This is a genomic window from Agrobacterium genomosp. 2 str. CFBP 5494 (genome assembly GCF_900013495.1).
Taxonomy (GTDB): Bacteria; Pseudomonadota; Alphaproteobacteria; order Rhizobiales; family Rhizobiaceae; genus Agrobacterium; species Agrobacterium pusense.
The window spans coordinates 770520-796560 of sequence record NZ_LT009718.1 but is presented as its reverse complement, the minus strand read 5'-3'; the positions used below and the strand labels follow the sequence as shown (position 1 = coordinate 796560).

At 58.9% G+C, this 26041-nt stretch carries 26 protein-coding genes, 1 tRNA gene and 1 riboswitch; of the genes, 11 read left to right on the top strand and 16 right to left on the bottom strand.

Annotated features, from left to right (window positions below; genetic code table 11):
• Nucleotides 1–21: 21 nt before the first annotated feature.
• Nucleotides 22–2613, bottom strand: coding sequence for a ligase-associated DNA damage response DEXH box helicase (locus AGR2A_RS03745; RefSeq protein WP_223215410.1), 2592 nt, complete (start codon nucleotides 2611–2613; stop codon nucleotides 22–24).
• A 49-nt stretch (nucleotides 2614–2662) separates the two neighbouring features.
• Here AGR2A_RS03745 and AGR2A_RS03740 point away from each other — a divergent pair, with 49 nt between their 5' ends.
• Together AGR2A_RS03740 and AGR2A_RS03735 are read left to right on the top strand one after the other, a co-directional pair.
• Nucleotides 2663–3166: an RrF2 family transcriptional regulator gene (locus tag AGR2A_RS03740; protein WP_004439813.1), complete on the top strand. Its 504-nt coding sequence runs from the start codon at nucleotides 2663–2665 to the stop codon at nucleotides 3164–3166.
• Between the two features lie 107 nt (nucleotides 3167–3273).
• Entirely contained in the window at nucleotides 3274–3735 is a 462-nt protein-coding gene (locus tag AGR2A_RS03735; protein WP_006698962.1) for a carboxymuconolactone decarboxylase family protein, read from the top strand.
• A 26-nt stretch (nucleotides 3736–3761) separates the two neighbouring features.
• Here AGR2A_RS03735 and AGR2A_RS03730 read toward each other — a convergent pair whose 3' ends face one another.
• From AGR2A_RS03730 to AGR2A_RS03720, 3 genes are all read right to left on the bottom strand, one after another.
• Nucleotides 3762–4403 carry a YitT family protein gene (locus tag AGR2A_RS03730; protein WP_004439810.1) on the bottom strand — a complete coding sequence of 214 codons (642 nt, stop codon included), beginning with the start codon at nucleotides 4401–4403 and terminating at the stop codon, nucleotides 3762–3764.
• 71 nt (nucleotides 4404–4474) lie between these two features.
• Complete coding sequence (locus AGR2A_RS03725) at nucleotides 4475–5086, bottom strand: YitT family protein (RefSeq protein ID WP_072493957.1); 612 nt, start codon at nucleotides 5084–5086, stop codon at nucleotides 4475–4477.
• A 130-nt stretch (nucleotides 5087–5216) separates the two neighbouring features.
• Nucleotides 5217–6158: a class I SAM-dependent DNA methyltransferase gene (locus AGR2A_RS03720; RefSeq protein ID WP_072493956.1), complete on the bottom strand. Its 942-nt coding sequence runs from the start codon at nucleotides 6156–6158 to the stop codon at nucleotides 5217–5219.
• 167 nt (nucleotides 6159–6325) lie between these two features.
• Between AGR2A_RS03720 and AGR2A_RS03715 the strand changes: the two genes are divergently transcribed.
• Together AGR2A_RS03715 and AGR2A_RS03710 are read left to right on the top strand one after the other, a co-directional pair.
• The gene (locus AGR2A_RS03715; RefSeq protein ID WP_004439806.1) at nucleotides 6326–6592 is read left to right on the top strand and encodes a DUF6460 domain-containing protein; all 267 of its coding nucleotides are present in this window, start codon (nucleotides 6326–6328) and stop codon (nucleotides 6590–6592) included.
• Between the two features lies 1 nt (nucleotide 6593).
• Nucleotides 6594–7091, top strand: coding sequence for a CAP domain-containing protein (locus AGR2A_RS03710; RefSeq protein WP_004439804.1), 498 nt, complete (start codon nucleotides 6594–6596; stop codon nucleotides 7089–7091).
• Between the two features lie 105 nt (nucleotides 7092–7196).
• Here AGR2A_RS03710 and AGR2A_RS03705 read toward each other — a convergent pair whose 3' ends face one another.
• The gene (locus tag AGR2A_RS03705) at nucleotides 7197–8288 is read right to left on the bottom strand and encodes a quinone-dependent dihydroorotate dehydrogenase (protein ID WP_072493955.1); all 1092 of its coding nucleotides are present in this window, start codon (nucleotides 8286–8288) and stop codon (nucleotides 7197–7199) included.
• Nucleotides 8288–8641, bottom strand: coding sequence for a DUF952 domain-containing protein (locus tag AGR2A_RS03700; protein WP_004439797.1), 354 nt, complete (start codon nucleotides 8639–8641; stop codon nucleotides 8288–8290). The genes AGR2A_RS03705 and AGR2A_RS03700 overlap by 1 nt, the downstream gene beginning before the upstream one ends.
• A 241-nt stretch (nucleotides 8642–8882) precedes the next feature.
• Here AGR2A_RS03700 and AGR2A_RS03695 point away from each other — a divergent pair, with 241 nt between their 5' ends.
• Both AGR2A_RS03695 and AGR2A_RS03690 read left to right on the top strand, forming a co-directional pair.
• Complete coding sequence (locus AGR2A_RS03695) at nucleotides 8883–9533, top strand: response regulator (protein ID WP_006698958.1); 651 nt, start codon at nucleotides 8883–8885, stop codon at nucleotides 9531–9533.
• 112 nt (nucleotides 9534–9645) lie between these two features.
• Nucleotides 9646–10293 (top strand): S24 family peptidase, encoded by a 648-nt coding sequence (locus AGR2A_RS03690; RefSeq protein WP_004439793.1) that lies wholly within the window; start codon nucleotides 9646–9648, stop codon nucleotides 10291–10293.
• A gap of 68 nt (nucleotides 10294–10361) precedes the next feature.
• Here AGR2A_RS03690 and AGR2A_RS03685 read toward each other — a convergent pair whose 3' ends face one another.
• Together AGR2A_RS03685 and uppY are read right to left on the bottom strand one after the other, a co-directional pair.
• Nucleotides 10362–11114 carry a polysaccharide deacetylase family protein gene (locus AGR2A_RS03685; protein ID WP_004439791.1) on the bottom strand — a complete coding sequence of 251 codons (753 nt, stop codon included), beginning with the start codon at nucleotides 11112–11114 and terminating at the stop codon, nucleotides 10362–10364.
• A gap of 26 nt (nucleotides 11115–11140) precedes the next feature.
• On the bottom strand, nucleotides 11141–12439 hold the full coding sequence (uppY, locus tag AGR2A_RS03680) for a Wzy-type polysaccharide biosynthesis protein UppY (protein WP_072493954.1): 1299 nt from the start codon (nucleotides 12437–12439) through the stop codon (nucleotides 11141–11143).
• A 268-nt stretch (nucleotides 12440–12707) separates the two neighbouring features.
• Between uppY and uppX the strand changes: the two genes are divergently transcribed.
• Nucleotides 12708–14012, top strand: coding sequence for a Wzx-type polysaccharide biosynthesis protein UppX (gene uppX / locus AGR2A_RS03675; protein ID WP_072493953.1), 1305 nt, complete (start codon nucleotides 12708–12710; stop codon nucleotides 14010–14012).
• Between the two features lie 42 nt (nucleotides 14013–14054).
• On the opposite strand, the gene AGR2A_RS03670 is transcribed toward uppX, so the two are convergent.
• Nucleotides 14055–14816: a transporter substrate-binding domain-containing protein gene (locus tag AGR2A_RS03670; protein ID WP_072494857.1), complete on the bottom strand. Its 762-nt coding sequence runs from the start codon at nucleotides 14814–14816 to the stop codon at nucleotides 14055–14057.
• Nucleotides 14817–14986: 170 nt separating this feature from the next.
• Between AGR2A_RS03670 and AGR2A_RS03665 the strand changes: the two genes are divergently transcribed.
• A complete protein-coding gene (locus AGR2A_RS03665; protein WP_080822403.1) occupies nucleotides 14987–16924 on the top strand; it encodes a glycosyltransferase family 2 protein in 1938 nt (645 codons plus the stop codon).
• 182 nt (nucleotides 16925–17106) lie between these two features.
• On the opposite strand, the gene AGR2A_RS03660 is transcribed toward AGR2A_RS03665, so the two are convergent.
• The 4 genes from AGR2A_RS03660 to AGR2A_RS03645 all read right to left on the bottom strand — a co-directional run bounded on the left by AGR2A_RS03660 (nucleotide 17107) and on the right by AGR2A_RS03645 (nucleotide 19548).
• Nucleotides 17107–17400, bottom strand: coding sequence for a hypothetical protein (locus AGR2A_RS03660; protein ID WP_004439782.1), 294 nt, complete (start codon nucleotides 17398–17400; stop codon nucleotides 17107–17109).
• 52 nt (nucleotides 17401–17452) lie between these two features.
• Nucleotides 17453–18178 (bottom strand): aquaporin Z, encoded by a 726-nt coding sequence (gene aqpZ, locus AGR2A_RS03655; RefSeq protein ID WP_006698951.1) that lies wholly within the window; start codon nucleotides 18176–18178, stop codon nucleotides 17453–17455.
• A 140-nt stretch (nucleotides 18179–18318) separates the two neighbouring features.
• A tRNA-Gly gene (locus AGR2A_RS03650) sits at nucleotides 18319–18392 on the bottom strand.
• Between the two features lie 58 nt (nucleotides 18393–18450).
• The gene (locus AGR2A_RS03645; RefSeq protein ID WP_072494856.1) at nucleotides 18451–19548 is read right to left on the bottom strand and encodes a 2'-deoxycytidine 5'-triphosphate deaminase; all 1098 of its coding nucleotides are present in this window, start codon (nucleotides 19546–19548) and stop codon (nucleotides 18451–18453) included.
• A 73-nt stretch (nucleotides 19549–19621) separates the two neighbouring features.
• A riboswitch (SAM riboswitch) is annotated at nucleotides 19622–19700 on the top strand.
• Between the two features lie 43 nt (nucleotides 19701–19743).
• On the opposite strand from AGR2A_RS03645, the gene AGR2A_RS03640 reads away from it, so the two are divergent.
• Together AGR2A_RS03640 and apaG are read left to right on the top strand one after the other, a co-directional pair.
• Nucleotides 19744–20928 (top strand): O-succinylhomoserine sulfhydrylase, encoded by a 1185-nt coding sequence (locus AGR2A_RS03640; protein ID WP_006698949.1) that lies wholly within the window; start codon nucleotides 19744–19746, stop codon nucleotides 20926–20928.
• Nucleotides 20929–21161: 233 nt separating this feature from the next.
• Nucleotides 21162–21554, top strand: a complete 393-nt coding sequence (gene apaG / locus AGR2A_RS03635) for a Co2+/Mg2+ efflux protein ApaG (protein WP_006698948.1) — start codon at nucleotides 21162–21164, stop codon at nucleotides 21552–21554.
• 45 nt (nucleotides 21555–21599) lie between these two features.
• Here the strand turns inward: apaG and AGR2A_RS03630 are convergent, their stop codons facing one another.
• From AGR2A_RS03630 to AGR2A_RS03620, 3 genes are all read right to left on the bottom strand, one after another.
• Nucleotides 21600–22589, bottom strand: coding sequence for an Hsp33 family molecular chaperone (locus AGR2A_RS03630; protein WP_072493952.1), 990 nt, complete (start codon nucleotides 22587–22589; stop codon nucleotides 21600–21602).
• 237 nt (nucleotides 22590–22826) lie between these two features.
• Nucleotides 22827–23744, bottom strand: a complete 918-nt coding sequence (gene argF / locus AGR2A_RS03625; RefSeq protein WP_072494855.1) for an ornithine carbamoyltransferase — start codon at nucleotides 23742–23744, stop codon at nucleotides 22827–22829.
• Nucleotides 23745–23801: 57 nt separating this feature from the next.
• Nucleotides 23802–25001, bottom strand: a complete 1200-nt coding sequence (locus AGR2A_RS03620; protein ID WP_004439775.1) for an aspartate aminotransferase family protein — start codon at nucleotides 24999–25001, stop codon at nucleotides 23802–23804.
• A gap of 430 nt (nucleotides 25002–25431) precedes the next feature.
• On the opposite strand from AGR2A_RS03620, the gene AGR2A_RS03610 reads away from it, so the two are divergent.
• Nucleotides 25432–25965, top strand: a complete 534-nt coding sequence (locus AGR2A_RS03610; RefSeq protein WP_072493951.1) for a GcrA family cell cycle regulator — start codon at nucleotides 25432–25434, stop codon at nucleotides 25963–25965.
• The last annotated feature ends 76 nt before the right edge of the window (nucleotides 25966–26041 follow it).

The window sequence follows — 26041 nt, the reverse complement described above, 5'->3', positions numbered from 1 at the left end:
ACTTCAGCACATGGGCATATTTCAGGACATGGCCTCGGCGATCAGCTCATCAGCGGCTTCCGCCAGCACATCGTCCATCGCTTCGCCCGCCACCGTCTCCCTCCCGATTTCCAGCATGACCGGAACGGCGAGGGGCGAGACGTGCTCCAGCGCGCGATGCGTGGTGTGTCCCTTGATTCGCTTCAGCATATCGCCAAGACGGCCAATATCCAAAAGTCCTGCTGCGGCATCCCGTCGCGTCGCTTCCAGCAGGATATGATCCGGCTCATGGCTGCGAAGAACGTCATAAATAAGATCGGCGGACACCGTGACCTGCCGGCCGGTCTTTTCCTTGCCGGGATGGCGGCGTTCGATCAGCCCGGAAATGACTGCGCAATTGCGGAAGGTGCGTTTCAGCATGAAGGATTCGTCAAGCCATGCTTCCAGATCGTCGCCAAGCATGTCCTCATCGAGAAGGTCGGCCAGCGACAGGCGGCGAGACTTCAGCCGCATGCCGATATCCTCCATGGCCCAGATGGCCAGCGAATAATCGGTGGCGACGAAACCCATCGGTTTTGCCCCGGCCCGCTCCAGCCGCCGCGTCAGAAGCATGCCGAGCGTCTGATGCGCCAGCCGTCCCTCAAAGGGATACATGACCATGAAGAAGCGCTTACGGAAGGGGAAGGTCTCCACCAATAGCTCGTCGCGCTTGGGAATGATCGACTTCTCCTTCTGGATTGCCAGCCAGTCGCGAACCTGATCCGGCAGGGCATGCCACCGTGTCGGGTCTGCCAGCATGGAGCGCACTTGATCTGCCAGGTAGGTGGAAAGCGGAAATTTGCCACCGGCATAGGAGGGTATCTTCGGATCCATGGAAAAGGCCTGTGAGACCAGGCATTCATTCTCCCTGATGCCCTCGAACCGCAGCACCTTGCCGGCAAAGAGAAAAGTATCGCCCTGCACCAGCTGCTCTAGGAAATATTCCTCGACCTTGCCGAGCGACATGCCACCGCGACCGACCGTGCCCTTGGCATTGCGCTTGACCATGCGGACATTGAGTTCCGCCGCCTCGACGATGGTGCCGAGGTTGAGGCGATATTGCTGCGCTACCGCCGGATTGGACACGCGCCAGCGACCGTCCTTCATCTGGCGGATGCGGGCATAACGTTCATAGGTGCGCAGCGCGTAGCCGCCGGTGGCAGTAAAATCCACCACCCGATCGAAGGTGGCACGCGGCAGGTCGGCATAGGGCGAGGCGCTGGTGACTTCGCGATAAAGTTCATCCGCATCGAAAGGCTCGGCACAGGCCATGCCGAGTACGTGCTGGGCGAGAACATCAAGCGCGCCTTCGGCGATCGGCGGCGTATCCTGCGCGCCGATATAGTTGGCATCCAGCGCTGCCCGGCATTCCATCACCTCGAAGCGGTTGGCGGGAACGAGGATCGCCTTTGACGGCTCATCCATGCGGTGGTTGGCACGGCCGATACGCTGAGCGAGGCGGCTAGCGCCCTTCGGCGCGCCGACATGCACGACAAGGTCAACGTCACCCCAGTCTATGCCGAGATCGAGGGTGGAGGTGGCAACAACGGCACGTAACCTGTTTTCCGCCATGGCCGCTTCCACCCTGCGGCGCTGCCCGGCATCCAGCGAGCCGTGATGCAGTGCGATCGGCAAATTGTCGTCATTGATCGTCCAGAGCTCCTGAAAGACCCTTTCCGCCTGCGAGCGTGTGTTGACAAACACCAGCGTCGTCTGATGCTGCTTCAACGCTTCGTATAAGTCCTTTCCGGCATAACGTGCTGAATGGCCGGACCATGGGATGCGTTCTTCCGTGTGCAAGATGGAAATATCCGGCTTTGCACCGCCTTCGACGGTTATCAAACCGGCGGGCGGCTTCCCCTGCCCCTGCGGTGCAAGATAACGGCGCAAATCCATCGGCTCCGCCACCGTGGCCGAAAGGCCGATGAAACGGACATCGGGCGCATGCCGGCGCACGCGGGCGAGCGCCAGCGACAGCAGATGGCCGCGTTTGGAGGTGACGAGCGAATGCAGCTCATCCAGCACCACATATTTCAGGTCACGGAAAAAGCGCTCGGCCTCCTTGTTGGCGAGCAGCAGCGAGACCTGTTCCGGTGTGGTCAGCAGGATATCCGGCGGGCGCACCTTCTGGCGCTGGCGTTTCGCCTGGGGCGTATCGCCGGTGCGGGTTTCGATGACAATCGGCAGACCCATTTCGGAAACGGGCTTGGTGAGATTACGCTCGATATCGACTGCAAGCGCCTTCAGCGGTGAGATGTAGAGGGTGTGCACGCCGACAAAGCCGGAGCCAGGCGGTATCTTGCCCCGCTCTGTCAGGTCGGTGAGCGAGGCCATGAAGCCGCCCAACGTCTTGCCAGCACCGGTGGGCGCGATCAGCAACATGTTCTCGCCGCCCCGTGCCCGCGCCATAAGCTCCAGCTGATGGGCGCGCGGAGACCACCCTTTTTCGACAAACCATTTCTGGAATGAAAGGGGCAAGGTGCCGACATCTATGCCGGAAATGGGGGGCTCGGTGTGTTCCACGCCTTTAACGTAGTGAAAAACCTGAGAAAAAGAAGGGCGGAACAGGGCCGCTTGACAGGAAAACATAATCATGGATAAATAATGTCCATGATAGCGCAGCAACAGGACATGGAAAAGACCGATGAAACTCGGGGACGGCGTTGAACAGGCCATTCACAGCGTGGGAATGCTGGCGGGACTTTCCGAAGGCGGCGTGTTGTCCGCGGCCGCGCTCGCGGAATTCCACGGCGTTTCCACCAGCTATCTTCTGAAGCACCTGCAATCATTGTCCAGCGCGGGAATAGTTGCCACGGTGCCGGGGCCGAAGGGCGGCTATCGTCTGGCGCGACCGACTGACAAGATCACCCTGCTGGACATCGTTCTGGCCGTTGAAGGGCCGCAGCCGGCTTTCCGTTGCGCGGAAATCCGGCAACGCGGTCCAAACCCATTGCCGGGCCGGTATTTCACCAAGCCCTGTGGTATCAATGCAGCGATGTTGAAGGCAGAGAAGGTCTATAGGGCCGAACTCGCCAAAACCACCATTGCCGATATTCTGGGCGATCTTGCCGCCACTGACGATGGTGGAATTGCTGCGCGTGGCTGTGCCTTCCTGGAGTTGAACGAGCGCAAGACAGCAGCGCGCTGAGACTGGAAAACAGGCTCCGAAGAAAAACCGATCTACGCTGGAGGGCTTCGTCGCTTTCCGGACTGATGACGCATGACTTCAAACTGACCCAACCAACGGAGAGACCCATGAAAACCCGTATCAACTATGCCAAAGCATCCCCCGAAGCCTTCAAGGCCGTCATGGCGCTTGAAAATTACGTTCAGGGCAGCGGACTTGAACGCCGTTTCGTTCACCTCATCAAGCTGCGTGCCTCGATCATCAATGGCTGTGCCTTCTGCGTGGATATGCATGTAAAGGAAAGCCGCCATGACGGGCTTTCCGAACAATGGATCAACCTGATGAGCGTCTGGCGGGAATCTCCCGTTTACACACAACAGGAACGCGCATTGCTCGGCTGGGTGGATGCAGTGACGAAGATTGCTGAGACCGGAGCTCCGGACGATGCCTTCGAAACGCTGAAAGCACATTTCTCCGATGAGGAAATCGTGAAGATTACGGTGGCCATCGGCGCCATCAACACCTGGAACCGTATTGCCGTCGGTTTCCGCTCGCAGCATCCGGTTGATGCGGCTGCGAAGGCGGCCTGACCTCGCAAACCCGCGACCGGCGACCGCTACATGGCAATGTAGCGGTCGTTCCTGTGATTGATAGCAAGCGTGAGGTTCATAACCAGTGCTCCGAGAACGGAGCAGATAATGACAAAAGGTGTGGCAACGAAGAATGAGCAGGCCAGCACCATGCCGTCAAAGGCGAGCTGCACGAGGCCGGCGCGCCAGCCGAAACGATCCTGCAGATAAAGCGCCAGAATGCCGAAACCGCCGAGGCTGGTGCGATGACGAAACAGCGCCAGCATGCCCGCCGCAACCGTCAATCCGCCGAAAAGTGCTGCGGCAACCGGATTGATGCTCTGAAAGGCGAAAAAGCCGGGCATATATTCCGACAGCAGCGCTGTCAGAGCGATGGCGCAGAAGGTCTTCACCGTGAAGGCGAGGCCGAGGCGGCGGAAGGCGAGATAATAAAACGGCAGATTGACGAGGAAGAAGACCGTACCAAAGCTGAGGTCGGTACCGTAATGCACGAGGAACGCCAGACCAACCGTGCCACCCGTCAAAAGACCGGCTGCGGAAAACAGCGTGACGCCGAGCGATACCAGCATGCTGCCCGCAAGAACGCCCTGCGCGTCTTCCAGCAGCGAATGACGATCCGGCGCGGAGGCCCAAAGATTAAGACGCCTGCGCGCGCTCGTATCGTCCATGCCTTGTCCCCTGAATACCAAGCCCTGCCGAGCTATTGCGCTGAAGTGCGGGAGATTTCAACCACCCTCGCTCAGCGCACGACGATATATCTGTCCGAACGGTGATTGATGGCCAGAAACATGTTGAGGACAAAGGCGCCGACGATCGAATAGACAACCGTGACCGGATCGATGACGAGGAAAGCACAGAGCATGACGAAGGCATCGAAGGCGAGCTGGATCAGGCCGGCGCGGATGCCAAAGCGATCCTGAATATAGATGGCCAGAATGCCGATGCCGCCAAGGCTGGCGCGGTGGCGATAAAGCGCCAGCAATCCGTAACCCAGCAGCAGACCGCCGAGCAGCGCCGCCCACAGCGGATTGATGCTGTCGATCACCATCCAGCGCGCTTCCACTTCCGTCAGCACCGAAACAAGGCCGATGGCGATGAATGTCTTGAAGGAAAAGGCAAGGCCGAGCCGACGGAAGGACAAGTAATAGAATGGCAGATTGACGAGGAAGAACAGCAGCCCGAAGCTGATGCCGAAGGCATAATGCAGAAGAAAGGCGACACCTGCGGTCCCGCCCGTCAAAAGGCCGACCTTGGCCAGCAGATAAAAGCCGAGCGCCGAGACAATGGCGCCGGTGACGATGCCCTGCACGTCTTCCACCGGCGCGTGTCTGGCCGGATCGGAACTCCACATGCCGTAAACGCTTCTCGTTCTCAAGCTTTGCCCTCGGTTTCTTTCATATTTTGCACTGCAAAACGAACCCGATCAAGATGGATACGTAAGGAAGGCTGACCTATCGAGAAAATGGAAAGAAATGAGATGTTCAGACCTTGGCCCGGGCAAGAAAAAGAATGCCGGAAAGGGGTTTTCCGGCATCCTTGCGAATGGTGGTCTTGCGAATTTCCATGAGATCAAAACCCGCCCGTTCCAGAAGACCGCTGACATAGGTTTTCGAATGGGCGTAACGAAGGGATTCCCGCAGAACGAAACCATCCTCCCCTGCCGCATCCTCAACCGAAAAGGCAAAGAAGCCGGAGGGCGCCAACAGGGCGGAAACGAGGGGCATGACGGTTTCGAGACTGCCGAGATACATCATTACATCGGCGGCGGCGACGAGATTGGCGCGCTTCGGCGCCAGGGTCGTGGTGAAGAGCCCCGAAGTTTCCGCTTCGAGGGAAAGATCGGCCTGGCCGAGGTGATCGTAGAGATCTTTTTCCTCCGCCTTGGCAAGCATGTTCTGTGAAATATCGAAACCTTCCAGCCGTTTTGCGAAGGCTCTGATTTCAACGCCGAGGAGTCCCGTGCCGCAGCCGATGTCGACGACAGTGTCGAACACCCCGCCATCCGCCGCCTTCTCGATCAGTTCCGCCAGTTTCTGCGGCACGCTGTAATCGAGCTTTTCGACCAGCGAAGTTTCGAAACGATCGGCATAATCGTCGAACAGCCCTTCCACATAACGGCTCGGCGGCTGTTCCGGTGTTTCTGCGGCGCCGAGAACCGCAAGCTTCAGTTCGGCTGCAAACAGCCCTTCCTCGTCCATCTCGGCGACCTTTTCGTAAGCCGCCACGGCCTTGTTCGTTTCCCCCGCCTTTTCGTGATATTCCCCGAAGCGAAACCAGCCCGCCGTCCACCGTGGCGCTAGTTCCAGCGCCTGTTCCATGAGTTCGGCGGCGGCGGGATAATCACCGCCCTCCGCCAACATGCGGGCATAGTCCGCCCGGCGGTCGGCAATGACGTCACCGGAAGAAAACTGGTTTGGGGCCATTCAAGATTCCTGAGAAGATGCGCGCTGTCATTTATCAAGCCATAAAAAAACTCAAGTCCTATTTCATGGCGCACTCGTGGAATTGGCTGATATGCGCGATATAGTGCGCAAAAACTTGCATCGATGTGGTCCGTTTCATATGTCAGGACAAAACAGGAGACTTGCTGATGGCCGGTGAGGTCAACAAATTGCTGGGCGACACAGTGGCCCGAACGGTGGTGAAGCTGCTCGTGGTTTCACTGCTCGTCGGCTTTCTGATGGCGATCTTCGGCTTGACGCCGTGGAACATCATTTACGGCGCGCGCGACTTCGTCGTCGACCTGTGGCGCAGCGGTTTCCATGCGCTGGGGGCGATCGGCGACTATCTGATCCTGGGCGCCACGATCGTCATTCCCGTCTTCATCATCCTGCGCCTTCTGAGCTATCGCCGCTGACATGACCGACACTTCTCTCCAGACGCTTACACGGCGCGGTTTCGTGCTGCTTTCCGCCGGTTCGGTTCTTTCCGCCTGCGTTTCCGTTCCAACCAACAAGGGCGTACCTTCAGGCACCCGCGATGAGACCGCAGCGGCGCTTCCAATGGTCAACGACCTGCGACGCTCGAAAGGACTTTCGCCGCTTTCCATCAATGGTGCAGCCAGCAGCGCCGCCGCCTATCAGGCCGGACGCATGGTCAAGGCGCAGAAGATGGCGCATCTGATCGGACTGACCGACAGTTTCCTGATCCGAATGAAGGAGGGGAATGTGCCGCTTCCTGCGGCGGAGAATGTGGCCGCCGGTCAGGATAGCGTGGAGCGGGTGGTGAAGGCCTGGATCGGCTCCAAACACCACCTCGAAAACATGCTTGGGCCTTATAACGGCCTCGGCGTGGCGGTCGCCTACGATGCCACCAGCCGCAACCGGCCCTATTGGGCGATGGTGCTCTGCGCCTGAGGTAAAGGGCGGGAAACCACCCTCGTCCCTCATTCCTGTGCTTGTCACAGGGATGTGGAGGGAGAGCCCCTGAGGAAGCGCTGCCCCGACCTTCCAGGCTCGCTGTCAGCCCAGCTTACGATCCGCCCAGCGGTCAACCGCGCTGTCGCGCAGATCGCGGATCGATTCCACGCCCTCACGGGCAACCAGCTTCGACAGGCCCTTGACGATGGCAGATGGCAGACCGGGGCCTTCATAGACCATGCAGGAGTACAGCTGTACCAGATCCGCACCTGCCCTTACCTTTTCCAAAGCCGTTTCCGGGGACGAAACGCCGCCGACACCGATGATCGGCAAATTGACGCCGACGCGACGGCGCACCTTGGCCAGAACCGTGGTGGAGAGCTCGAAGAGAGGCTTGCCGGAAAGGCCACCCGCCTCACCCTTGTGCGGGCTGGCTCGCAGGCCGTCGCGTGAGAGGGTGGTATTGGCAACGATCAGGCCGTCCAGATCATGGGCAAGCGCTTCTTCAGCAACGTCGTCCAGTCCCTCTTCGGTCAGATCGGGCGCGATCTTGAGGAAGACGGGGATGCGTCTGCCGAAACGTTCAGCTTCCGCCCTGCGGCGTTCCAGCACAGCCGAGAGAAGGGCGGCAAGGCTTTCGCGCGCCTGCAGGTCGCGGAGACCGGGTGTGTTGGGGGACGAAATATTGACGGTGAAATAGGATGCGACCGAATAAAACGCCTCGATGCCCTGCACATAATCGGCGATACGGTCTTCACTGTCCTTGTTGGCGCCGATATTGACGCCGACAATGCCACGCAGATGCGCCTGCTTCAGACGCTCCAGCGCAGCGGCATGGCCTTCATTGTTGAAACCGAGGCGATTGATGACGCCCTCATCTTCCACAAGGCGAAAGATACGCGGCTTCGGGTTGCCGGCCTGCGCCCGCGGCGTGACGGTGCCGATTTCGGTGAAGCCGAAACCGAGCTTCAGAAGCGGTCCCGGTACTTCCGCATTCTTGTCGTAACCCGCCGCCATGCCGAGCGGATTGGGGAAGACGAGGCCCGCCACGGTCTGCTGCAGTCGCGGATCGTGCGGCACCATGCAGGTGGGCAGGAAGCCGCTTTTCAGGGCCGCAATGGACAGCCCGTGGGCCTTTTCCGGATCGACCAGGAACAGGCCCTTGCGGCCGATCGAGGAAAATAATCCGCTCATCACAAAATCTCCGGAAACTGGTGCTGGCCGTCGTGATCGAGTGCAAGCGGCGTCTCCCAGAGCACGGCGGTCAAGGGAAGAGGCCCATAAAGGTGAGGGAAAAGATCGCCGCCTCTTGAGGGTTCATAGACCAGCTTGTCGCCGAGGGCCGCGCCGTCGACTGCAATCAGCAGCAGATCGGCCTGGCCGGAAAAATGCCGCGCGGCTGTTTCCGCCACCTGCCTGGCCGTGGAAAAATGGATGAAGCCATCGGTCAGGTCGATGGCGGCGCCGTCGAAGACACCCTTTGCCCTGGCCTCGTTCCACAACGTCTCCGGCACGATTTTATAGATGATCGCGGGCGTTTCCTGCATGCGCTCTCCATGGCTTTCCAACCATCGCGGTTTGCCGTAAAGCTAGGGGATTGTCCACAGTTTCCACGGTATTTTTATTGCTGAAAGCCTGAAAGACCGCCTGTCCACAAGCTTTTCCTTGTAAAGAGGAACCGATTGGCGCAACCTTTGGCGGAGGAGCCGGGCGTGTTTCGACCACCGGCAAAGGGAGTGAGTCAATAACTGGAAAAGAACCGCATAATGCCCTTGGGAGGGGGCCAGAATGTCGGAACTTGTCATTATCATTGCAGATGATCATCCACTTTTTCGCGGCGCCCTGAAACAGGCCGTATCCGGCCTCGACGGACACCAGACCATCGTTGAAGCCGGTGATTTCGAGGCTGCCAGACGCGCAGCCGCAGCCCGTAACGATGCGGATCTGATGCTGCTTGACCTTGCCATGCCAGGGGTCAGCGGGTTTTCGGGCCTCATGGCGCTGCGCGCAGAGTTTTCCAGCCTGCCGATCGTCATCGTATCGGCGACGGATGACGCGACGACCGTCCGCCGCTCAATCGAACTCGGCGCTTCCGGTTTCATTTCAAAATCCTCCGGCATCGATGACATCCGTGATGGCATCCGCGCGGTTCTGGAAGGCGACCTGTGGGTACCGGCCGGCCATCACGGCGAAAAGGAGCACGATCCGGATGTCGCCGATCTCATCGGCAGGCTGCGAACGCTGACGCCGCAGCAGAGCCGTGTTCTCGGCATGCTGGCAGAAGGCCTGCTGAACAAGCAAATCGCCTATGAGCTCAATGTCTCGGAGGCGACGATCAAGGCACATGTCTCCGCGATCCTGTTGAAGCTCAAGGTGGACAGCCGCACGCAGGCGGTCATCCAGCTCGCCAAGATCAACACATCGGCTCTTGTGGCGTAAGCAAGGATTTTATTCCTTTCCTTCCTTTACTCCGGACCGGATATGGTCTAGATTTCGAGGTGTTAACGACAGGAGCTTTTCCGCTATCGGCTCCGTTTGCGGGCTTTCTACCATGCTTTCACATGAGACGATCTGGAGCGCCATCGATACGCTTGCCGAACGCCATCAGCTGACGCCTTCGGCATTGGCGAAGCGTGCCGGTCTCGACCCTACTTCATTCAATAAGTCGAAGCGTTTCGGGCCGGACGGCCGCAAACGCTGGCCCTCGACGGAGTCCGTTTCCAAGGTGCTCGAAGCAACGGGAGCGAGCGTGGATCAGTTTTTCGGTTATGCTTTTGGAAAGGCGCAGACGCGACCTGCCGGTGCGGAAAGTGCCATCCCCCTGCTCGGTTTCGCTCAGGCCGGTTCCGGCGGTTTTTTTGACGACGGCGGCTTTCCGGCAGGTCAGGGCTGGGACGTGGTTGAGTTTCCCTCGTCTCCCGAACGCAAACAGGGAGTCTACGCGCTGGAAGTGCAGGGAGAGAGCATGATGCCGCTTTACCGCGACGGCGACATCCTCATCGTGGAGCCTGGCGCGCAGGTACGGCGCGGCGACCGCGTGGTGTTGAAGAGCCGTGACGGTGAAGTGATGGCCAAGGTGCTGGCGCGGCAAAGCCCCAAGAGCATCGAACTTCTTTCCCTCAATCCTGAGCATCCCAATCGGAGCTTCGAGATGGCCGATGTGGAATGGATCGCCCGCATCATATGGGCCAGCCAGTAGGCCGATATCCTACACGTCATAATCGCTTTCACCGCGACGGCTAAAAGCGCGCAGCACTGTGCCGTGCCTTAGAGGCCGAGTGCCGTCACGGCCGCGTCAACCGTCATGACTTTTGCGCCACCGGATGCCGCCTTACGCACGAAACCCTGAAACCTGTCTTCCGGGCAACCGTAAAAGCTTGGCGCAGACGACACATCGTGGGTAAAAATGACGAGCCAGCCGCCGTTTTGCAGGACGTCGTCAAGCCAGCGATCAGCGGCATCGAGATAGTTCGGATCGGGCCGCAATTCGACGGCAGCAAGATTATGCGGATCGATGCTGCCGCGGTTGATGCCGGGCATGATCCCGCGGGCAGTCCTGAACCTGCGCCGCAGCATGGGCTGCATGAGTGGCGAAGCCATGCCGAAGGGGGTGGAGAAATTCCGCCTGTGGCCGTTCTCGTCGAACGAGGCCAGCACCTTTTCATTACGATCGAGATCCTCTTCCAGCCCTCGCCGTGAAAAGCTTGAGAGTTTGCGATGGGAATAGGTATGGCAGGCGAGCTCATGACCGGCCGTAGCCAGTTCCGAACAGCCCCTAGCGGAAATCATGTCCTGCGGTTCGTCATGCCTGTCGATGAAGACCCCGGAAATATAAAAGGTCCCGCGAACATTCTCGTTTTCCAGAATGCGGGCACCGCTGGTCCAGGCGCTCGCCGGAACATCGTCGAATGTGAAGGAGACAATCGGTTCGGATGTCTCGATCCGCGCCGTCGGTCCAGGGAAATACCGCACGAGCCGGTTATTGACCCGGTCTGCGATTGTTCCGATTTTCTGCGTCATACTAGCCCCCCGGCCCGCCGTGCAAATTACTGTCCCTGTTCCAGTATGTCGTAAGCCTGATGTCTCAAACAATAGATCGCAATAAGAAGAGAAGACCAGATAGGCCCGGTTCCGGTAAAGAAATTACTCTCAAGACAGGAAGAAAGCAGCGCATATACCCAGATTCGCCCAAAAAGCCGCGTCAGGCCGGGATCCGTGCCTCTGTCCACCGCTGTTCGGAAATCATTTGCGGGGATGATCACGAGCCATATGAGAGTGAGGACGAAGGCGGGCAGTCCGCCATTCAAAAGGCTCTCGACATAGCCATTATGCGCGTGAAAGGCCGTGACCGCCCAAGTCTCGGCAATATCGGCCTGCGACAGAAGCCGGTCGCTTGTCCAGAAGGCCTGAAATCCCTGCCCGAAGATCGGCGATTGCGCAAAGGTGTCCAAAGAAAGGCGCCATATATCCGTCCGTCCGGTGAACGTGGAATCGATGCCCAGGCTTTCGACGAGGCTCTGTATGCTCGGGAAATAGGTGGAGCCGATTGCAACGATATTGAGAAACGCCAGAAGGCCACCGATCATCAGCAATGTCCGCCCGGCATGCCGCTCCATGACCCAGACCAGGGCGATGGTGACGGGCAAAAGCATCGCTGCAGTTTTCCCGTTGGTCTTCCAGAGAAAAAAGCCGGCCAGCAGCGTGATCGCTATTCCGCCCAGCGTGGACCAGGCATTGCGCAGATAAAGCCCCACCATGAAAAGAATGATCATTGCCGGCGCGGCGGCGTTCTTATGATTGAATATTCCGCGCCAATCGCCTGCAAGCGCCTTCTCATCGAGATCGTAAGGCTGATGGATTGCGCGCGAACTCAGGAAGATAACCCCGAGATAACAAAGCGCCAGCAGGAGAATGGCGAAAACGGCCATCATCCGGTCGAATTGCCGCCTGTCGCGCGGCATGACGACCAGCACGCTGGTGATAAAACACAGGAGCGCCGTGAAAATCAGGCGCTGCAACGACGTGCCGGGCTCCGCACCAAGGACCGAACAAAGCGCGAGCCAGGAAAAGAGCAGCAGGATTGGCAAGCGGGGCCTCAGCAAAAGCCCCGTCAGACGATGGCGCAGTGCGAAGACACCGAGGATCAGCGCGATCACCAGACCGGTCAGCTGATTGGCGGCGGCGCGCGGCACGGGCGGCGCCGCGAGATTTTCAAAGGGCGCGACAGAAATCCAGATGTAAAGCATCGTGGCGACAAAAAAAATCGCGTCGCGACGGCCGCCCGACAGGGACATGGCACTGCTGTTTTCCGCAGAAATGGACCGCGTATCAGCAAAACGCGGCATGGTAGCCTGCTTCGGCAACGGAAAATCGGATCATGGACCTGCCCTGCAACGAACAACGAAACCCTTCTGAACCGGGCGATGTCCTAATAACCATAAACAGTCATTATCATCATTATTGTGTAATTGCTTTAACCCTCTCTTACCTCAACAGGGCTAAGACAGGAGAAACTGTCATTCATTCAGGTCGTCGGTGTCGAGTACCGCCCGGTTGCCGCCCTTTCAGTTCGTAAGACTTTAAAAGGGACAGTCCTTTTGAATTCGCCCGGCAATGCCGGAAAAAACGGAGAATGAGGTGTCGTTGAACACGCCGCGGCTCGGCCATCTTGTCAGACTTGGATTGGCCTATATGGCATCCGGAGGCGCGCTGCTGATGTCCAGCGCCGCCCAGCTCTTGACCTTCGCGCTGCTAGCCCGCCATCTGGGTGTCGAACAATTCGCGCTTTACGCTTCGATCACGGCCGTGACCAATCTGGGCGTTCAGATTTGCGGTATCGGCTCACAGGAATCGCTCATTCGTCGCGTGGCGCAGGATCGCGGCATGTTCCCCGTCATGCTTGGCCACAGTTATCTCCTCAGCGCGGCGACGGGTGTGGTCCTGACGCTCATCGGCATGGTGACGATCCCGGTGTTTTTCCCGACGTCGGAAACGTTGCTGCACACGCTGATCACCACTTTCCTGATCCTGTTCACCAACCTCGTTCTCCTGAAGGTTATTTCGCTTTCCACGCAAAGCTTCATCGCCCATTCCGACTTTGCCTCGGCCAACAAGCTGGAGGTGATGTTTGCCATCGCCCGCACCATTGCCGCCGTGGTTGCCTGCCTCGTCTTCAAGGTGGAAACGGTCGAGGCCTGGGCACTCTGGAACCTCGCCGCCCACACGATTGCAGCCGTGATTTCCGTCAAGGCAATAGGAAGGCTCGGCCGACCGGTCTTTCGGATCGTCCGGGAGGAAATTCGCATCGGCATCCTGTTCTCCACCCAGTTCCTGTTCAAGGCGGTACGCGGCAATGCCGATATTCTCGTCCTTGGAGCCATCGCCAGTGCGGAGGTCCTGGGCAGCTATTCCATCGCCCGCCGGATTCTCGACAGCTCCTATCTTTCCGTCGAGGCTCTGAACCGGCTCATCTATCCCGGATCCGCCTCTGCAGCGCTGCAGGGTATCAGCAAAACCATCGAACGCGCCTATAATGTGCTGAAAGCGGCGCTGTTCATCGCGACAGGCAGTGCGCTGGCAATCTTCATCATCGCGCCCTTCCTGCCGCTTTTATTTGGCGACGAATATGTTTCGCTTCCCACCATCACCCGCGTGCTTTGCTGGGTCGTACTGCCGATGGCGGTGGCCGCTACCGCGCTGGAAGCGTTGGGGGCCTCCGGGCGCCAGGATATCCGCGCCAAGATATGGAATAGCGGCAATCTCATAGGCTCCGTCGTCGTTGCCTTCTTCACCTGGTCTTTCAGCATTTCGGGAACGATCGGCAGCTATTTCATCGTCGAAACCGCCATAGCGGCAGCTGTGTGGGTGGCGCTTCTACGGCTGCGGCGGAGCGAAGAGGCTTTCGCTGCGGTCAAATAGAGCCCGCCTCATTCAGTTGAATCGAGTCGGTCCGGGTCTCCCCTAGTAGAGCCCGTAGGGAAAATAACGACGATAGATCTCTTCGAGCCGGCCGTTGCGGGAAAGAGCGGCAAGCGCCTGATCGAAGGCCGGCACCAGCACATTATCCGGATCGACCGTCATGATGGAAAGGCCCTCGCCGAGGAACCTGTCCGACATATAAGGCCCCCCAAAAAGAGCGCAGCAGCCTTCGGATGCGCTTCCTGAAACCCAGAACGGCAAGCGCAGGGCATCGGCAAAGATGGCGTCGACCTTACCGGCCTTCAGAGCACCGTACATGGGTTCGTAGCCGTCAAAACCCTCAACCACCGCCTTGGGAAAAAATGCCTTGAGCATCTGTTCGTGCCGGGAACCGGTCACCACGCCCACTTTCTTGCCGGACAGTGCGTCGGCGCCGGAGCCGGCAAGTTTCGTCGCCTTGTTGACAGCCAGCCGGGCCGGCAACAGAAGATAGGGCCGCGAAAAGGTGAAGCTCTTGCGCAACTCGGCCGTGACGGCGAGACCGGAAATCACCGCTTCGCCCTCTCCCATCTCCAGAGCCGCCTCCAGCTCGTCAAAGGGTAAGGCCTGTACCTGACATTTGCTCTCCACCTTGAGCTGCGCGCACACCTCGCGGACGAGATCGACATGGAAACCCGCAAGCCGGCCTTCCTGATCGGTAAAATTGAAGGGCGGAAAATCCACCGACATCAAAAACCTGATGCGGGGGACGGAGGAAAGGTCGCCACCGGGAAACCGCTCCTGAGCGTCGAAAAGCACTGGCATGCGGTTCCCGTCCGACAGGCCCTCCGCATGAAGCTTTTCGAAAATACCGACAACTTGCAAAGCGAACACTAAAGTAAAAACAAGAATTATATTTCGCGTTACAATCGTCATTCTCATCTATACTATCCGCAGCAGGAAGTGGGGCGTTACCATGACGGTGGCGGCAGTGCATGGATTATTTGCGACACTATACACGAGAATCGTTTCGCACGACGCCTGCCGGGCGAAAAATTGTATTTTCCCGCATACGCGACAATCCACCCCAGACGGTTCCTGATCGGGGTGAAGCCGGACACATGCGCTTCCTTCGGGGGCTGGGATTTGGCAAGCCGTATATCAGCGCGTGCGAACGGCTGGCGCTGGAAAACGGCTCGACGCTGGAAGCGGAACTGCTCGCCGGCGGCCTTGTCGCGACGGATGCCTATTTTGGCGCTTTCGCCAGGTTTTTGCGGTTACCCTTTGTCGCGGAGATCGATCCGGAGCGGGTCGCAGATGTCCATCGTCTCGATACGCAGCTAGCCGAGCCGCGCTTGCTACGGCTGACGCCTGCGAACGGTAAACCAGCACTTCTGATCGTGCCCGAGCTGGCGCGGATGGAATTACTGAAAAGCCTGCTGGATCGACATCCGCATCTTCTGGACGAACTCGTGGTGACGACGCCGCATGCCATGCGCGATGCGATCTGGAAGGCGGGTGAAACACGCCGCTGTCGTGAGGCTCGCCAGCAACTCTTCAACACCGCGCCGCAGTACTCTGCCAGGATCACGCGTCAAGGTCATCAGGGCTTTTATAGCGGTATCGTCGTCACCCTGCTTACGCTCTCGCTGCTGTTTCACACGCAGACGGCCATGGCCGTCATCCACGTCGCCCTGACGATGCTTTATTTCTTCACACTGCTGTTCAGGCTGTTTGTGCTGATACAGACGTCAGGAGAAAAAGACACGACGACCGCAGCTGCGCTCGAACCCGACGGAAATCTGCCGGTCTATACCATTCTGGTGGCGCTCTATCGTGAGGACGCCATCGTCAGCCAGCTCATCGGCGCGCTGGAGCGGCTCGACTGGCCCAAATCCCGACTGGATATCAAGCTCGTCTGCGAGGCAGATGACGGGGCCACAATCGACGCCATCCTTAGATTAAATCCCGGACAGCATATTGAGATCGTGAGAGTGCCGCCTTCCCTGCCGAGGACCAAGCCCAAGGCGCTTACCTATGCGCTCTCCGGCGCGCGTGGGGCGTTCGTTGCCATCTATGACGCGGAAGATCGGCCACATCCGCTGCAATTGCGTGAAGCCTATGCGACCTTCCGCCATCAGCCGGAGAACGTGGCCTGCCTGCAGGCGCCGCTTATCATCAGCAATGCGCGCTCTTCCTGGATCAGTGCCTGTTTCGCCCTGGAATATGCCGGTCTGTTCCGTTCAATGTTGCCCGTGCTTGCGGCGCACCGGCTACCGCTGCCGCTTGGCGGCACGTCCAACCATTTCCGCACCGCCGTATTGCGTCGCGTCGGCGCCTGGGATCCTTACAATGTGACTGAGGATGCCGATATTGGCCTCAGGCTGCACCAACTCGGCTATCGATGCGGCGTCATATACCGCCAGACGCTGGAGGACGCGCCCACCACGCTTCCCGTGTGGCTCAACCAGCGGGCACGCTGGTACAAGGGTTGGCTGCAGAGCTGGCTGGTGATGACCCGCGCGCCCGTTGCGACGGCGCGCCGCATGGGATGGCTCTCCTATATCGTCTTCCAACTGTTGATCGGCGGCATGCTGGTGTCGTCGATGGCTCATCCCCTGCTCTTCGTTTCCGTGGCGTGGATGGCCACGGCTATCGGGGACAGCGGTGCAGACATGCTGTTTTCGTGGCAGGGCGTTCTGTTTCTTACCGATACGCTGAACATCGCCGGCAGTTACGCCATATTCGTGCTGATGGGCAGGAACAGGATGATCGATTACGAGAGGAGGCAGGTGGGAAAACGCTGGCTGGCAATTCCGCTTTATTGGCTGATATTGTCTCTGGCGGCCTGGCGTGCCGTGCTTGAGTTAAAAACCAAGCCTTTCGTCTGGAACAAGACGCCTCACGTACCAAGCGTTAGCAACACTACCTGAAACGGTTGCCGCTTCGATCCTTTACCTGGTCGCAGAAGGCGGCTTCTATTTTCTGCCGATATCGTCGCGGTTTGCAAAACCAAAGCCGGCCTTACGCAACTCGCCCACCGATGCGCATATAATCGACGTCTGCCGGAGCGCTTCGTCCGGCAGACGTCCCGTTTCATTTCAAGCGCGGTCGATTATCGTGCAACAAGCTTGTTCTTGATCAGGCCGACAATGACCTGGACGATCAAACCGCCGACACCGCCGCCAACGAGCTGGCCGGCAAGGACGCCGATATCCACACCGCCGGCTGCGGCGTCTCCCGCTGCCCCAAGCAGCGATCCGAGCACGGTTCCACCGCCAATACCGCCAATGGCCCCGGCAATCAGGTTGCCGAGCGCGCCAAGGTCAGAGTCCTTCAGTATCTTTCCACCGGCTGTCCCACCAGCCGCACCGCCGATGATCTGGGCCAATATCGAAGCAAGATCCATGTCATCCTCCTCACTTGTTTTCCCGACCATTCGGAAAAACAAAGCCTCCTAATCACGTCTGTGCGGGCTGGATGGAGCCGGCATGGCCGACCTTCTCTTCCTCACCGAAAATTTTCCAGATTACAGCGCCAATCGCCCCACCGACGATCGGGGCAAGCCAGAACAGCCACAGCTGCTGCAGAGCCCATCCACCGACAAACAGGGCCTGCCCCGTGGAGCGGGCCGGGTTGACCGACGTGTTGGTGACCGGAATGGAGATCAGATGAATGAGAGTAAGTGCAAGACCGATGGCGATCGGCGCGAAACCGACCGGCACCCTGCCATGCGTCGACCCCAGAATGATGATCAGGAAAAACGCCGTCAGAATAACCTCGATCAGCAACGCCGACAGGAGCGAATATCCCCCCGGCGAATGCTCCCCATAGCCATTGGCAGCAAAACCGCCAATGTCAGCCCCCGCCTTGCCGGTGACGATCACGTAAAGAGCCGCCGCGGCAACGACCGCCCCCAAGACCTGGGCAACGATATAGGGCAGTAGGTTTGCTGCCGGAAATTTACCGGCAACGGACAGGCCGACCGAAACAGCTGGATTGAAATGCCCGCCGGAAATACCGCCAACCGCGTAGGCCATGGTCAGAACCGTCAGGCCGAAGGCGAACGCGACACCCAGGAAGCCAATGCCGAGTTCAGGAAAAGCAGCAGCAAAAACCGCGCTGCCACAGCCACCAAAGACCAGCCAGAAGGTTCCCAAAAATTCAGAAAGAAGTTTGCGACTCATAACATTTCCCCATCATGTTACGACTGGATCAACTATTACGTGCAATTTAATCGTAGTCAAGCAAAATCACATAGTCCCGCGGCCACCGACGTGGCAGCAGACAGGGGCCAATATTTTTGGCGAGGGGATCAAGGGGAGACTGGAGCGGGTGAAGGGAATCGAACCCTCGTATTCAGCTTGGGAAGCTGCTGCTCTACCATTGAGCTACACCCGCACCCACAAACAAGACATCGGATAGTTCGCGGCGGGTGTCAAGCGCCCGCCGGGGCTCATTATCCGGCGCGAAAGTGCTTGGAGAGCTTCAGCCCCTGCGCCTGATAGTTGGAGCCGAGACCGGTGCCATAAAGGCCTTCCGGTTTCTGCAGCATATGCTCATAAACCAACCGGCCGACGATCTGGCCATGCTCGAGGATAAAGGGCACCTCATGGCTGCGCACTTCCAGCACGGCGCGGCTGCCGGTGCCCCCCGCCTGCGCGTGGCCGAAGCCGGGGTCAAAGAAACCGGCATAGTGCACACGGAATTCGCCCACCAGCGGATCGAAGGGCGTCATTTCGGCCGCATAAAGCGGCGGCACGTGGACGGCTTCGCGCGAAACGAGAATATAGAATTCGTCCGGGTCGAGGATCAGTTCGGCGCGGCCGCGCGCATAGAGCGGTTCCCAGAAATCGAGAACATCGTGCTGGGCCTTCTTGTCGACATCCACCACCGCCGTATGGTGTTTGCCGCGATAACCGATCAGCCCGTTTTCGCCAAATCCCTTGAGGTCGATCGAGAGTGCGATACCACCGCCCGTCACGTTCGGGCTTTCGCTGGCGACCAGCGTTTCCGTCTCGTGCAGTTTCAGAAGCTCGCTTTCATTCAGCAGCGAATGGCCAATGCGGAAACGGATCTGCGACAGGCGCGAGCCACGGCGAACCACCACGGGGAAGGTGCGCGGGCTGATTTCCAGATAGAGCGGACCTGTGTATCCCGCCGGTATCTTGTCGAATTCCTGCGCATTGTCGGTCATGACGCGGGTGAAGATATCGAGGCGACCGGTGGAACTCTTAGGATTGGCCGAAGCCGACATGTCCGCCGGCAGCGCAAGGCTTTCCATCAGCGGAACGATATAGACACAGCCGGTTTCCAGCACCGCGCCCTGACTGAGATCCACCTCGTGCAGGCTGAGACGATTGAGCTTGTCGATGACCTTGGTTCCGGGGCCGGGCATGAAACTTGCACGAACACGATAGGCCCTGGAGCCAAGCCTGAGGTCGAGGCTGGCGGGCTGCACCTGATCGACATCGAGATCGGCCTCGCTTTTCAGTTTGCCGCCTGCAAACAGCGCGCGGATTGCGCCATCCGCCAAAATGCCCGTGGTTCTCATCATGGTCGTCATTCCTTTTTACGGCGACAAAACCAAAAGGAAAGCATTGACGCAAGCCGGTAACGGCAGTATGGCAAGCTTATCCCGTGGTGATTTGGCCGGTCGGCTTGCAGCCACGTTAAACAAGTGGCTAAAAAGACCGGGTGCTAGGAACCGGTCTGCTTTTGCGGCCGGTTTTTTTGTTTTGAAGGTGATCACATGAGCAATAAATGGCGCCCGGCAACCCAGCTCGTTCACGGCGGTACGCTACGCTCCCCTTACGGTGAAACGTCGGAAGCGATTTATCTGACCCAGGGTTTCGTCTACGAAAACTCTGAAGCAGCCGAAGCGCGCTTCAAGGGTGAAACCGACGGCTTTATCTACGCCCGATACGCCAGCCCGACCAATGATATGTTCGAAAAGCGCATGTGCCTGCTGGAAGGCGCTGAAGACGCCCGCGCACTTGCTTCGGGCATGGCCGCCGTCACCGCCGCCATCATGTGTCAGCTGCGCGCCGGCGACCATATCGTTGCCGCCCGTGCCCTCTTCGGCTCCTGCCGCTGGGTGGTTGAAACGCTCGCGCCGAAATATGGCATCGAATGCACGCTGATCGACGGACGTGATCTCGGCAACTGGGAAAAGGCAATCCAGCCAAACACCAAGCTGTTTTTCCTCGAAAGCCCGACCAATCCGACACTCGAAGTGGTGGATATCGCCGGCGTAGCGAAGCTTGCCAACCAGATCGGTGCGAAAGTGGTCGTTGACAATGTCTTCGCCACACCGCTTTTCCAGAAGCCGCTCGAACTCGGCGCCCATATCGTCGTTTATTCGGCCACCAAACATATTGACGGCCAGGGTCGCTGCCTCGGCGGCGTGATCCTTTCCGACAAGAAATGGATTGAGGAAGAGCTGCAGGATTATTTCCGCCACACCGGCCCGGCCATGTCGCCGTTCAATGCCTGGACGCTTCTGAAGGGCATCGAGACGCTGCCGCTGCGCGTGAAGCAGCAGACGGCCAATGCCTCGAAGATCGCGGATTTCCTGGCCGACAGCGGCAAGGTCGCCAAGGTCATCTATCCCGGGCGCGCCGATCACCCGCAGGCCGACATTATTGCACGGCAGATGTCCGGTGGTTCGACGCTGGTGGCTTTCGAATTGAAGGGCGGCAAGGAAGCGGCCTTCAAGCTGCAGAACGCGCTTGAGATCGTGAAGATTTCCAACAATCTGGGCGACGCCAAGAGCCTCATCACCCATCCCGGCACCACGACGCACAAGAACCTCACAGACGAGGCACGGGCGGAACTCGGTATCTCCGGCGGCACTTTGCGCCTTTCCTGCGGCATCGAGGATACCGACGATCTGCTGGAAGATCTGGCAAAGGGTCTGGCAGCCGTTTCGGCCTGACATTCATATTCAATAATCGACATGGCCCCGCGGGAACGCCGGGCCATGTCGCGTTTGATGGCCTCGAAAGCCAGTATCAGGCAACTATTATTTACCTTTTCCGTTATCCCTGACGGTAAAAAACAGCGCAAGGGGAGACAGCTCCTGCCCCTCAAGTCATTCATTTTCTTGACGATAGCCAGAGCCTATAGTGTAGGATAAGCGGGCAGGGAAAATATCGAGGTGTGGCGCGTATGTATCGTGCTCTGACAAGGGATATCGAGGTGACGGTTGATCCGTATTATCTCGAAGAACAATCCGACCCGGATGACGACCGCTACGTCTGGGGCTACAAGGTCGTGATCGCGAATAACTCGGATGTTCCCGTTACTCTCGTCAATCGCTATTGGCATATCACTGACCAGAATGGACAGGTGGACGAAGTCTACGGACCGGGTGTCGTGGGAGAACAACCGCATCTCAAGCCCGGCGACACCTACGAATATTCCTCCGGCTGCCCGTTGGACACGCCGTCCGGCCTTATGTTCGGACATTACGAGATGGAAACGGAAAGCGGAGAAGTGTTCAACGTCACCATACCCGCTTTTTCGCTGGATTCTCCGGGGCTGATGCGGGTCTTGAACTGACCCGCAGGCCATGAAAAACCGCGCCTTTGCAGGCGCGGCCCTTATTCAGGCGTTTTCAAATTCACTGACATCGTAGCGATAAGTGGTCGAGCAGAACTCACAGGTCACGGCAATCGCGCCGTCTTCGTCGCTTGCCTTGATCTCTTCGGCGGTAAAACCCGAGAGCACGCCCTTGATCTTATCCCGCGAGCAGCTGCAGCGATCGAAAATGGACTGCGGATCATAGATGCGCACGCCGCTTTCATGGAACAGCCTGAAGAGGAGTCGTTCCACCGGCACCTGCGGATCCGTCAGTTCGTCCGTATCCACGGTGTTCAAAAGCGTCACGGCTTCCGTCCAGGCATCGTCCTCCTGCACATCGTGACCGCCTTCATCGCCATCGCCGCCGTGCAGGTCACGCATACGCAGCCGCTCTGGCGCCTGCGGCAGGAACTGGGCGATAACGCCGCCCGCACGCCAGCCATGACGCGGTTTGCCTTCCCCGTCGCGATCGAAGAATTCGGCCACACCGAGGCGCACACGGGTTGGAAGCTGCTCCGACTGACGGAAATAAACCCCGGCAATGTCTTCCAGCGACGAGCCATCGAGTGGCACGATGCCCTGATAGGGTTGCATGCCCACGCCCTGATCGATCGTGAAGGCCAGAATACCGTTGCCCAACAATTGTTCCGGCGAAGTCGCCCCTGCCGCAAGCGCCTCCGCCAGCCGCTCCTCATCAAAACGGGCATAAGCGCGCATGCTTTCCGGCGCGGTGAAATCCGCCACCAGCAGGTCCACCGGACCGTCGCCCTTGGTCTGTACCGTCAGCTTGCCGGAAAATTTGAGCGATGTGCCGATCAACGCCGTCAGAACGGTCGCTTCCGCCAGCAGGCGGGCGACCGCAGCCGGGTAATCGTGGCGCTCGAGAATGGCATTCAGCAGCGGACCCACCTGCACGGCGCGGCCGCGCACATCCAGACCTTCGACCTGAAAGGGCACGACCTTGTCGTCGCCAGCAAAATCGAGATCGTCCAGTTCAACCGTTACATCTGCCATGTCATACTCCCTGGCGCAGCCGTGGCGCCGCTACCGTCCAAAAGTCCGGCTTTCGAAATGTGCTTTTTCCGCTTGTCGCACAGAGACCCGGGAAGAGAAACCGCTTCCGGGGAAAAACGTGCAAATCGTGACGAGGGCCCGCCAGAAAACCGACGAGCCTCTTCGAAGTCCAACAGATGGTAATCGCTGCCGAGAAGTTCAAGCACCCGCCCGACGTTGATCAAACGGGTGATATTTTCAGATGACGCCCATGCACCAGGCGATGATGGATTTCTGCGCGTGGAGGCGGTTTTCCGCCTCGTCGAAGACCACCGATTGCGGGCCGTCGATCACCGCATCCGTCACCTCTTCGCCGCGGTGAGCCGGGAGGCAATGCATGAACAGCGCGTCTTTTTCCGCCTTGGCCATCAGGGCTTCATTGACCTGATAGGGCTGGAAGATGTTGTGGCCGCGCGCCTTGTGTTCCTGATTCATGGAGACCCAGGTATCGGTGACGACGCAATCGGCGCCCGCCACCGCCTTGTCGGCATCGTGGCACAACATTATCTCGCCGCCATTGTTGCGGGCCCAGTTCAGGAACTTGTCATGCGGTTCGGAGCCCATCGGCACTGCCATCGTCATGCGGTAGCCGAAACGGGCCGAGCCCTCCACGAAAGAATGCAGGACATTATTGCCGTCCCCTGTCCACGCAATAGTCTTGCCTTTGACCGAACCGCGATGTTCTTCGAAAGTCATGATGTCAGCCATGATCTGGCATGGATGCGTGTCATCCGTCAGGGCGTTGATGACAGGCACTGTCGCATGTTCGGCAAGCTCGAGCAGGCGCGAATGATCTGTCGTGCGGATCATGATGGCGTCAACGTAACGCGACAGCACCTTTGCCGTATCACCGATCGTTTCTGCGCGGCCGAGCTGCATTTCCGTACCAGAGAGGAAAAGCGTCTCGCCGCCAAGCTGGCGCATCCCCACATCGAAAGAGACGCGGGTTCGCGTGGATGGCTTTTCGAAGATCATGGCCAGCATCTTGCCGGCAAGCGGCTTTTCCGCCGTTCCGGCCTTGGTGGCCGCCTTGCGTTCGCGGGCATCGTCGAGAATTACCCGCAGGTCCTGCGAGCTGACGGCCGACAGGTCGAGAAAATGTTTAGGTGAAGCCATTTCAAACTGTCCCATGCTTGCGAGCCCCAGGAAAGAGGCCCGCCCTTCAGTGTTTCCTCAGGCGATTTTTGCCTGTTTCGCTGTGAGGGAAGCGGCGGCCGCTTCCACGCGTGCCAACCCCTCACGGGCTTCTTCCGCCGTGGTGACGAGCGGCGGCAGGAGACGAATGACATTATCGCCCGCTGGTACGCCCAGCAGATGCTCGGCGCGCATGGCCTGCAACAGCTCGCCCGAGGGCACCTTGGCCTTGATGCCGAGAAGCAGGCCTTCGCCACGGATTTCCTCGATAACGTCAGGATAACGGTCCTTCAGCGAAGCAAGGCCCTGGCGGAAAACCAGCGCGACATCACGAACCTTTTCCAGAAAGCCGTCCGAGAGGACGACATCAAGCACGGCATTACCGACTGCCATGGCCAGCGGATTGCCGCCATAGGTGGTGCCATGCACGCCCGCCGTCATGCCGGAAGCGGCATCAGCCGTCGCGAGGCATGCGCCCAGCGGAAAACCACCGCCGATGCCCTTGGCAACCGCCATGATATCGGGGGCGACACCAGTGTGTTCATAGGCAAAGAGCTTACCCGTGCGGCCAACGCCCGTCTGCACCTCATCGAAAATCAGCAGCAGACCGTGTTCGTCGCAAAGCGACCGCAGTAGCTGCAGGAATTCCTTGCTGGGTGCGCGAATACCGCCCTCACCCTGAATGGGCTCGATCAGAAGCGCTGCCGTCTCGGCCGTGATGGCGGCTTTCAGCGCATCGACATCACCGAAAGGTACCTGGTCAAAGCCTTCGACCTTGGGACCGAAACCTTCGAGATATTTCTGCTGGCCGCCGGCTGCGATCGTTGCAAGCGTACGACCATGGAAGGCGCCTTCGAAGGTGATAATCCGGAACTTTTCCGGGTGGCCCTTGGAATAATGATAACGACGCGCGGTCTTGATTGCACATTCCAGTGCTTCCGCGCCGGAGTTGGTGAAGAAGACCTTGTCTGCGAACGTTTCCTCCGTCAGGCGCTTGGCAAGCTTTTCCTGGCCCGGAACTTCATAAAGGTTCGAGACATGCCAGACCTTTTCGGCCTGCGTCTTGATCGCGTCGACAAGATGCGGGTGGGCATGGCCCAGCGAATTGACGGCAACGCCGGCCGCAAAATCGAGATATCGCTCGCCGCTTTCCGTGTACAGCCAGACGCCCTCGCCTCGCTCGAAGCGGAGGGGGGCTCTTGCAAATGTATCGAACAATGGCGCGGCGGCTTCGGCCATGGCTGTATCACTCCTTGCGCGGATGCGCTGTCAGACGGTTGTCAATAGGCTTCGAGGGTTATCCCTCGCCTGAAAATCAAAAATGCCGCCTCGCGGCGGCAGGGGCACTATTGTCACTTCGCTTGCCGATGTCAACAAAAGTCCGTATTTCCTAGGCTTCTCAAGCCCTAGTAGGTGGCAGGTCGCAAGGCCCAAGGCGTTGCCTTTCTGACTCAACTCGCCAGCAAGTTGGGGAAAACCGGAAAATCGATTCGAGATGATTCCCGCGACTCTTGCCACGGAGTCTGCGTGGCACTAGGTTAATCGCTAATTACTAGACTGCATTGCGGCGGAACTAGTCACCAAAAATCAGGCAGAAACCACGCTCGCGGCATGCCCGCGAGACGGAGAAGGATTCTGTCGAAATACACGCGAAAAGCGGAGAAGCGGCATGAACTGGACAGACGAGCGGGTCGAGAAACTCAAGAAATTGTGGGCCGAAGGACTGAGCGCCAGCCAGATAGCAGCTCAGCTGGGCGGCGTCAGCCGCAATGCCGTGATCGGTAAGGTCCATCGTCTTAATCTGCCCGGACGCGTCAAGGCTGGCGGCCCGGTGACGTCGGCGCGTTCTGCGCCCAAGCGGACTGCTGCACCTGCCCCGCGCACGGCGAATTTCGCTGGCCGCGTCAACGCTGGACCTGCTCGGATCCTGACCCGCTCCAACGCGGCGACCGCTCTTCAGGAGGAGGTCGGAATCGAAACTGCAGAAATTCTCGATTACGTTCCGTCCAGAAACGTCGTTACTCCGATCTCCCGCCGGCTGACGCTGACGGAACTGACGGAGCGCACCTGCAAGTGGCCGGTCGGCGACCCCCTGAAAGACGATTTCCATTTCTGCGGCTGTGAAGCGCTGGAATCTTCACCTTATTGCAAATTCCATGCGAAACTCGCCTACCAACCGGTCAGCGAGCGCCGCAAGGCTTGAGTGTTGCGGCACACATTTGACACTCAAAAACTACGGGCCTTCGGGCCCGTTTTTTTGTGACAAAATACCGCGCTTC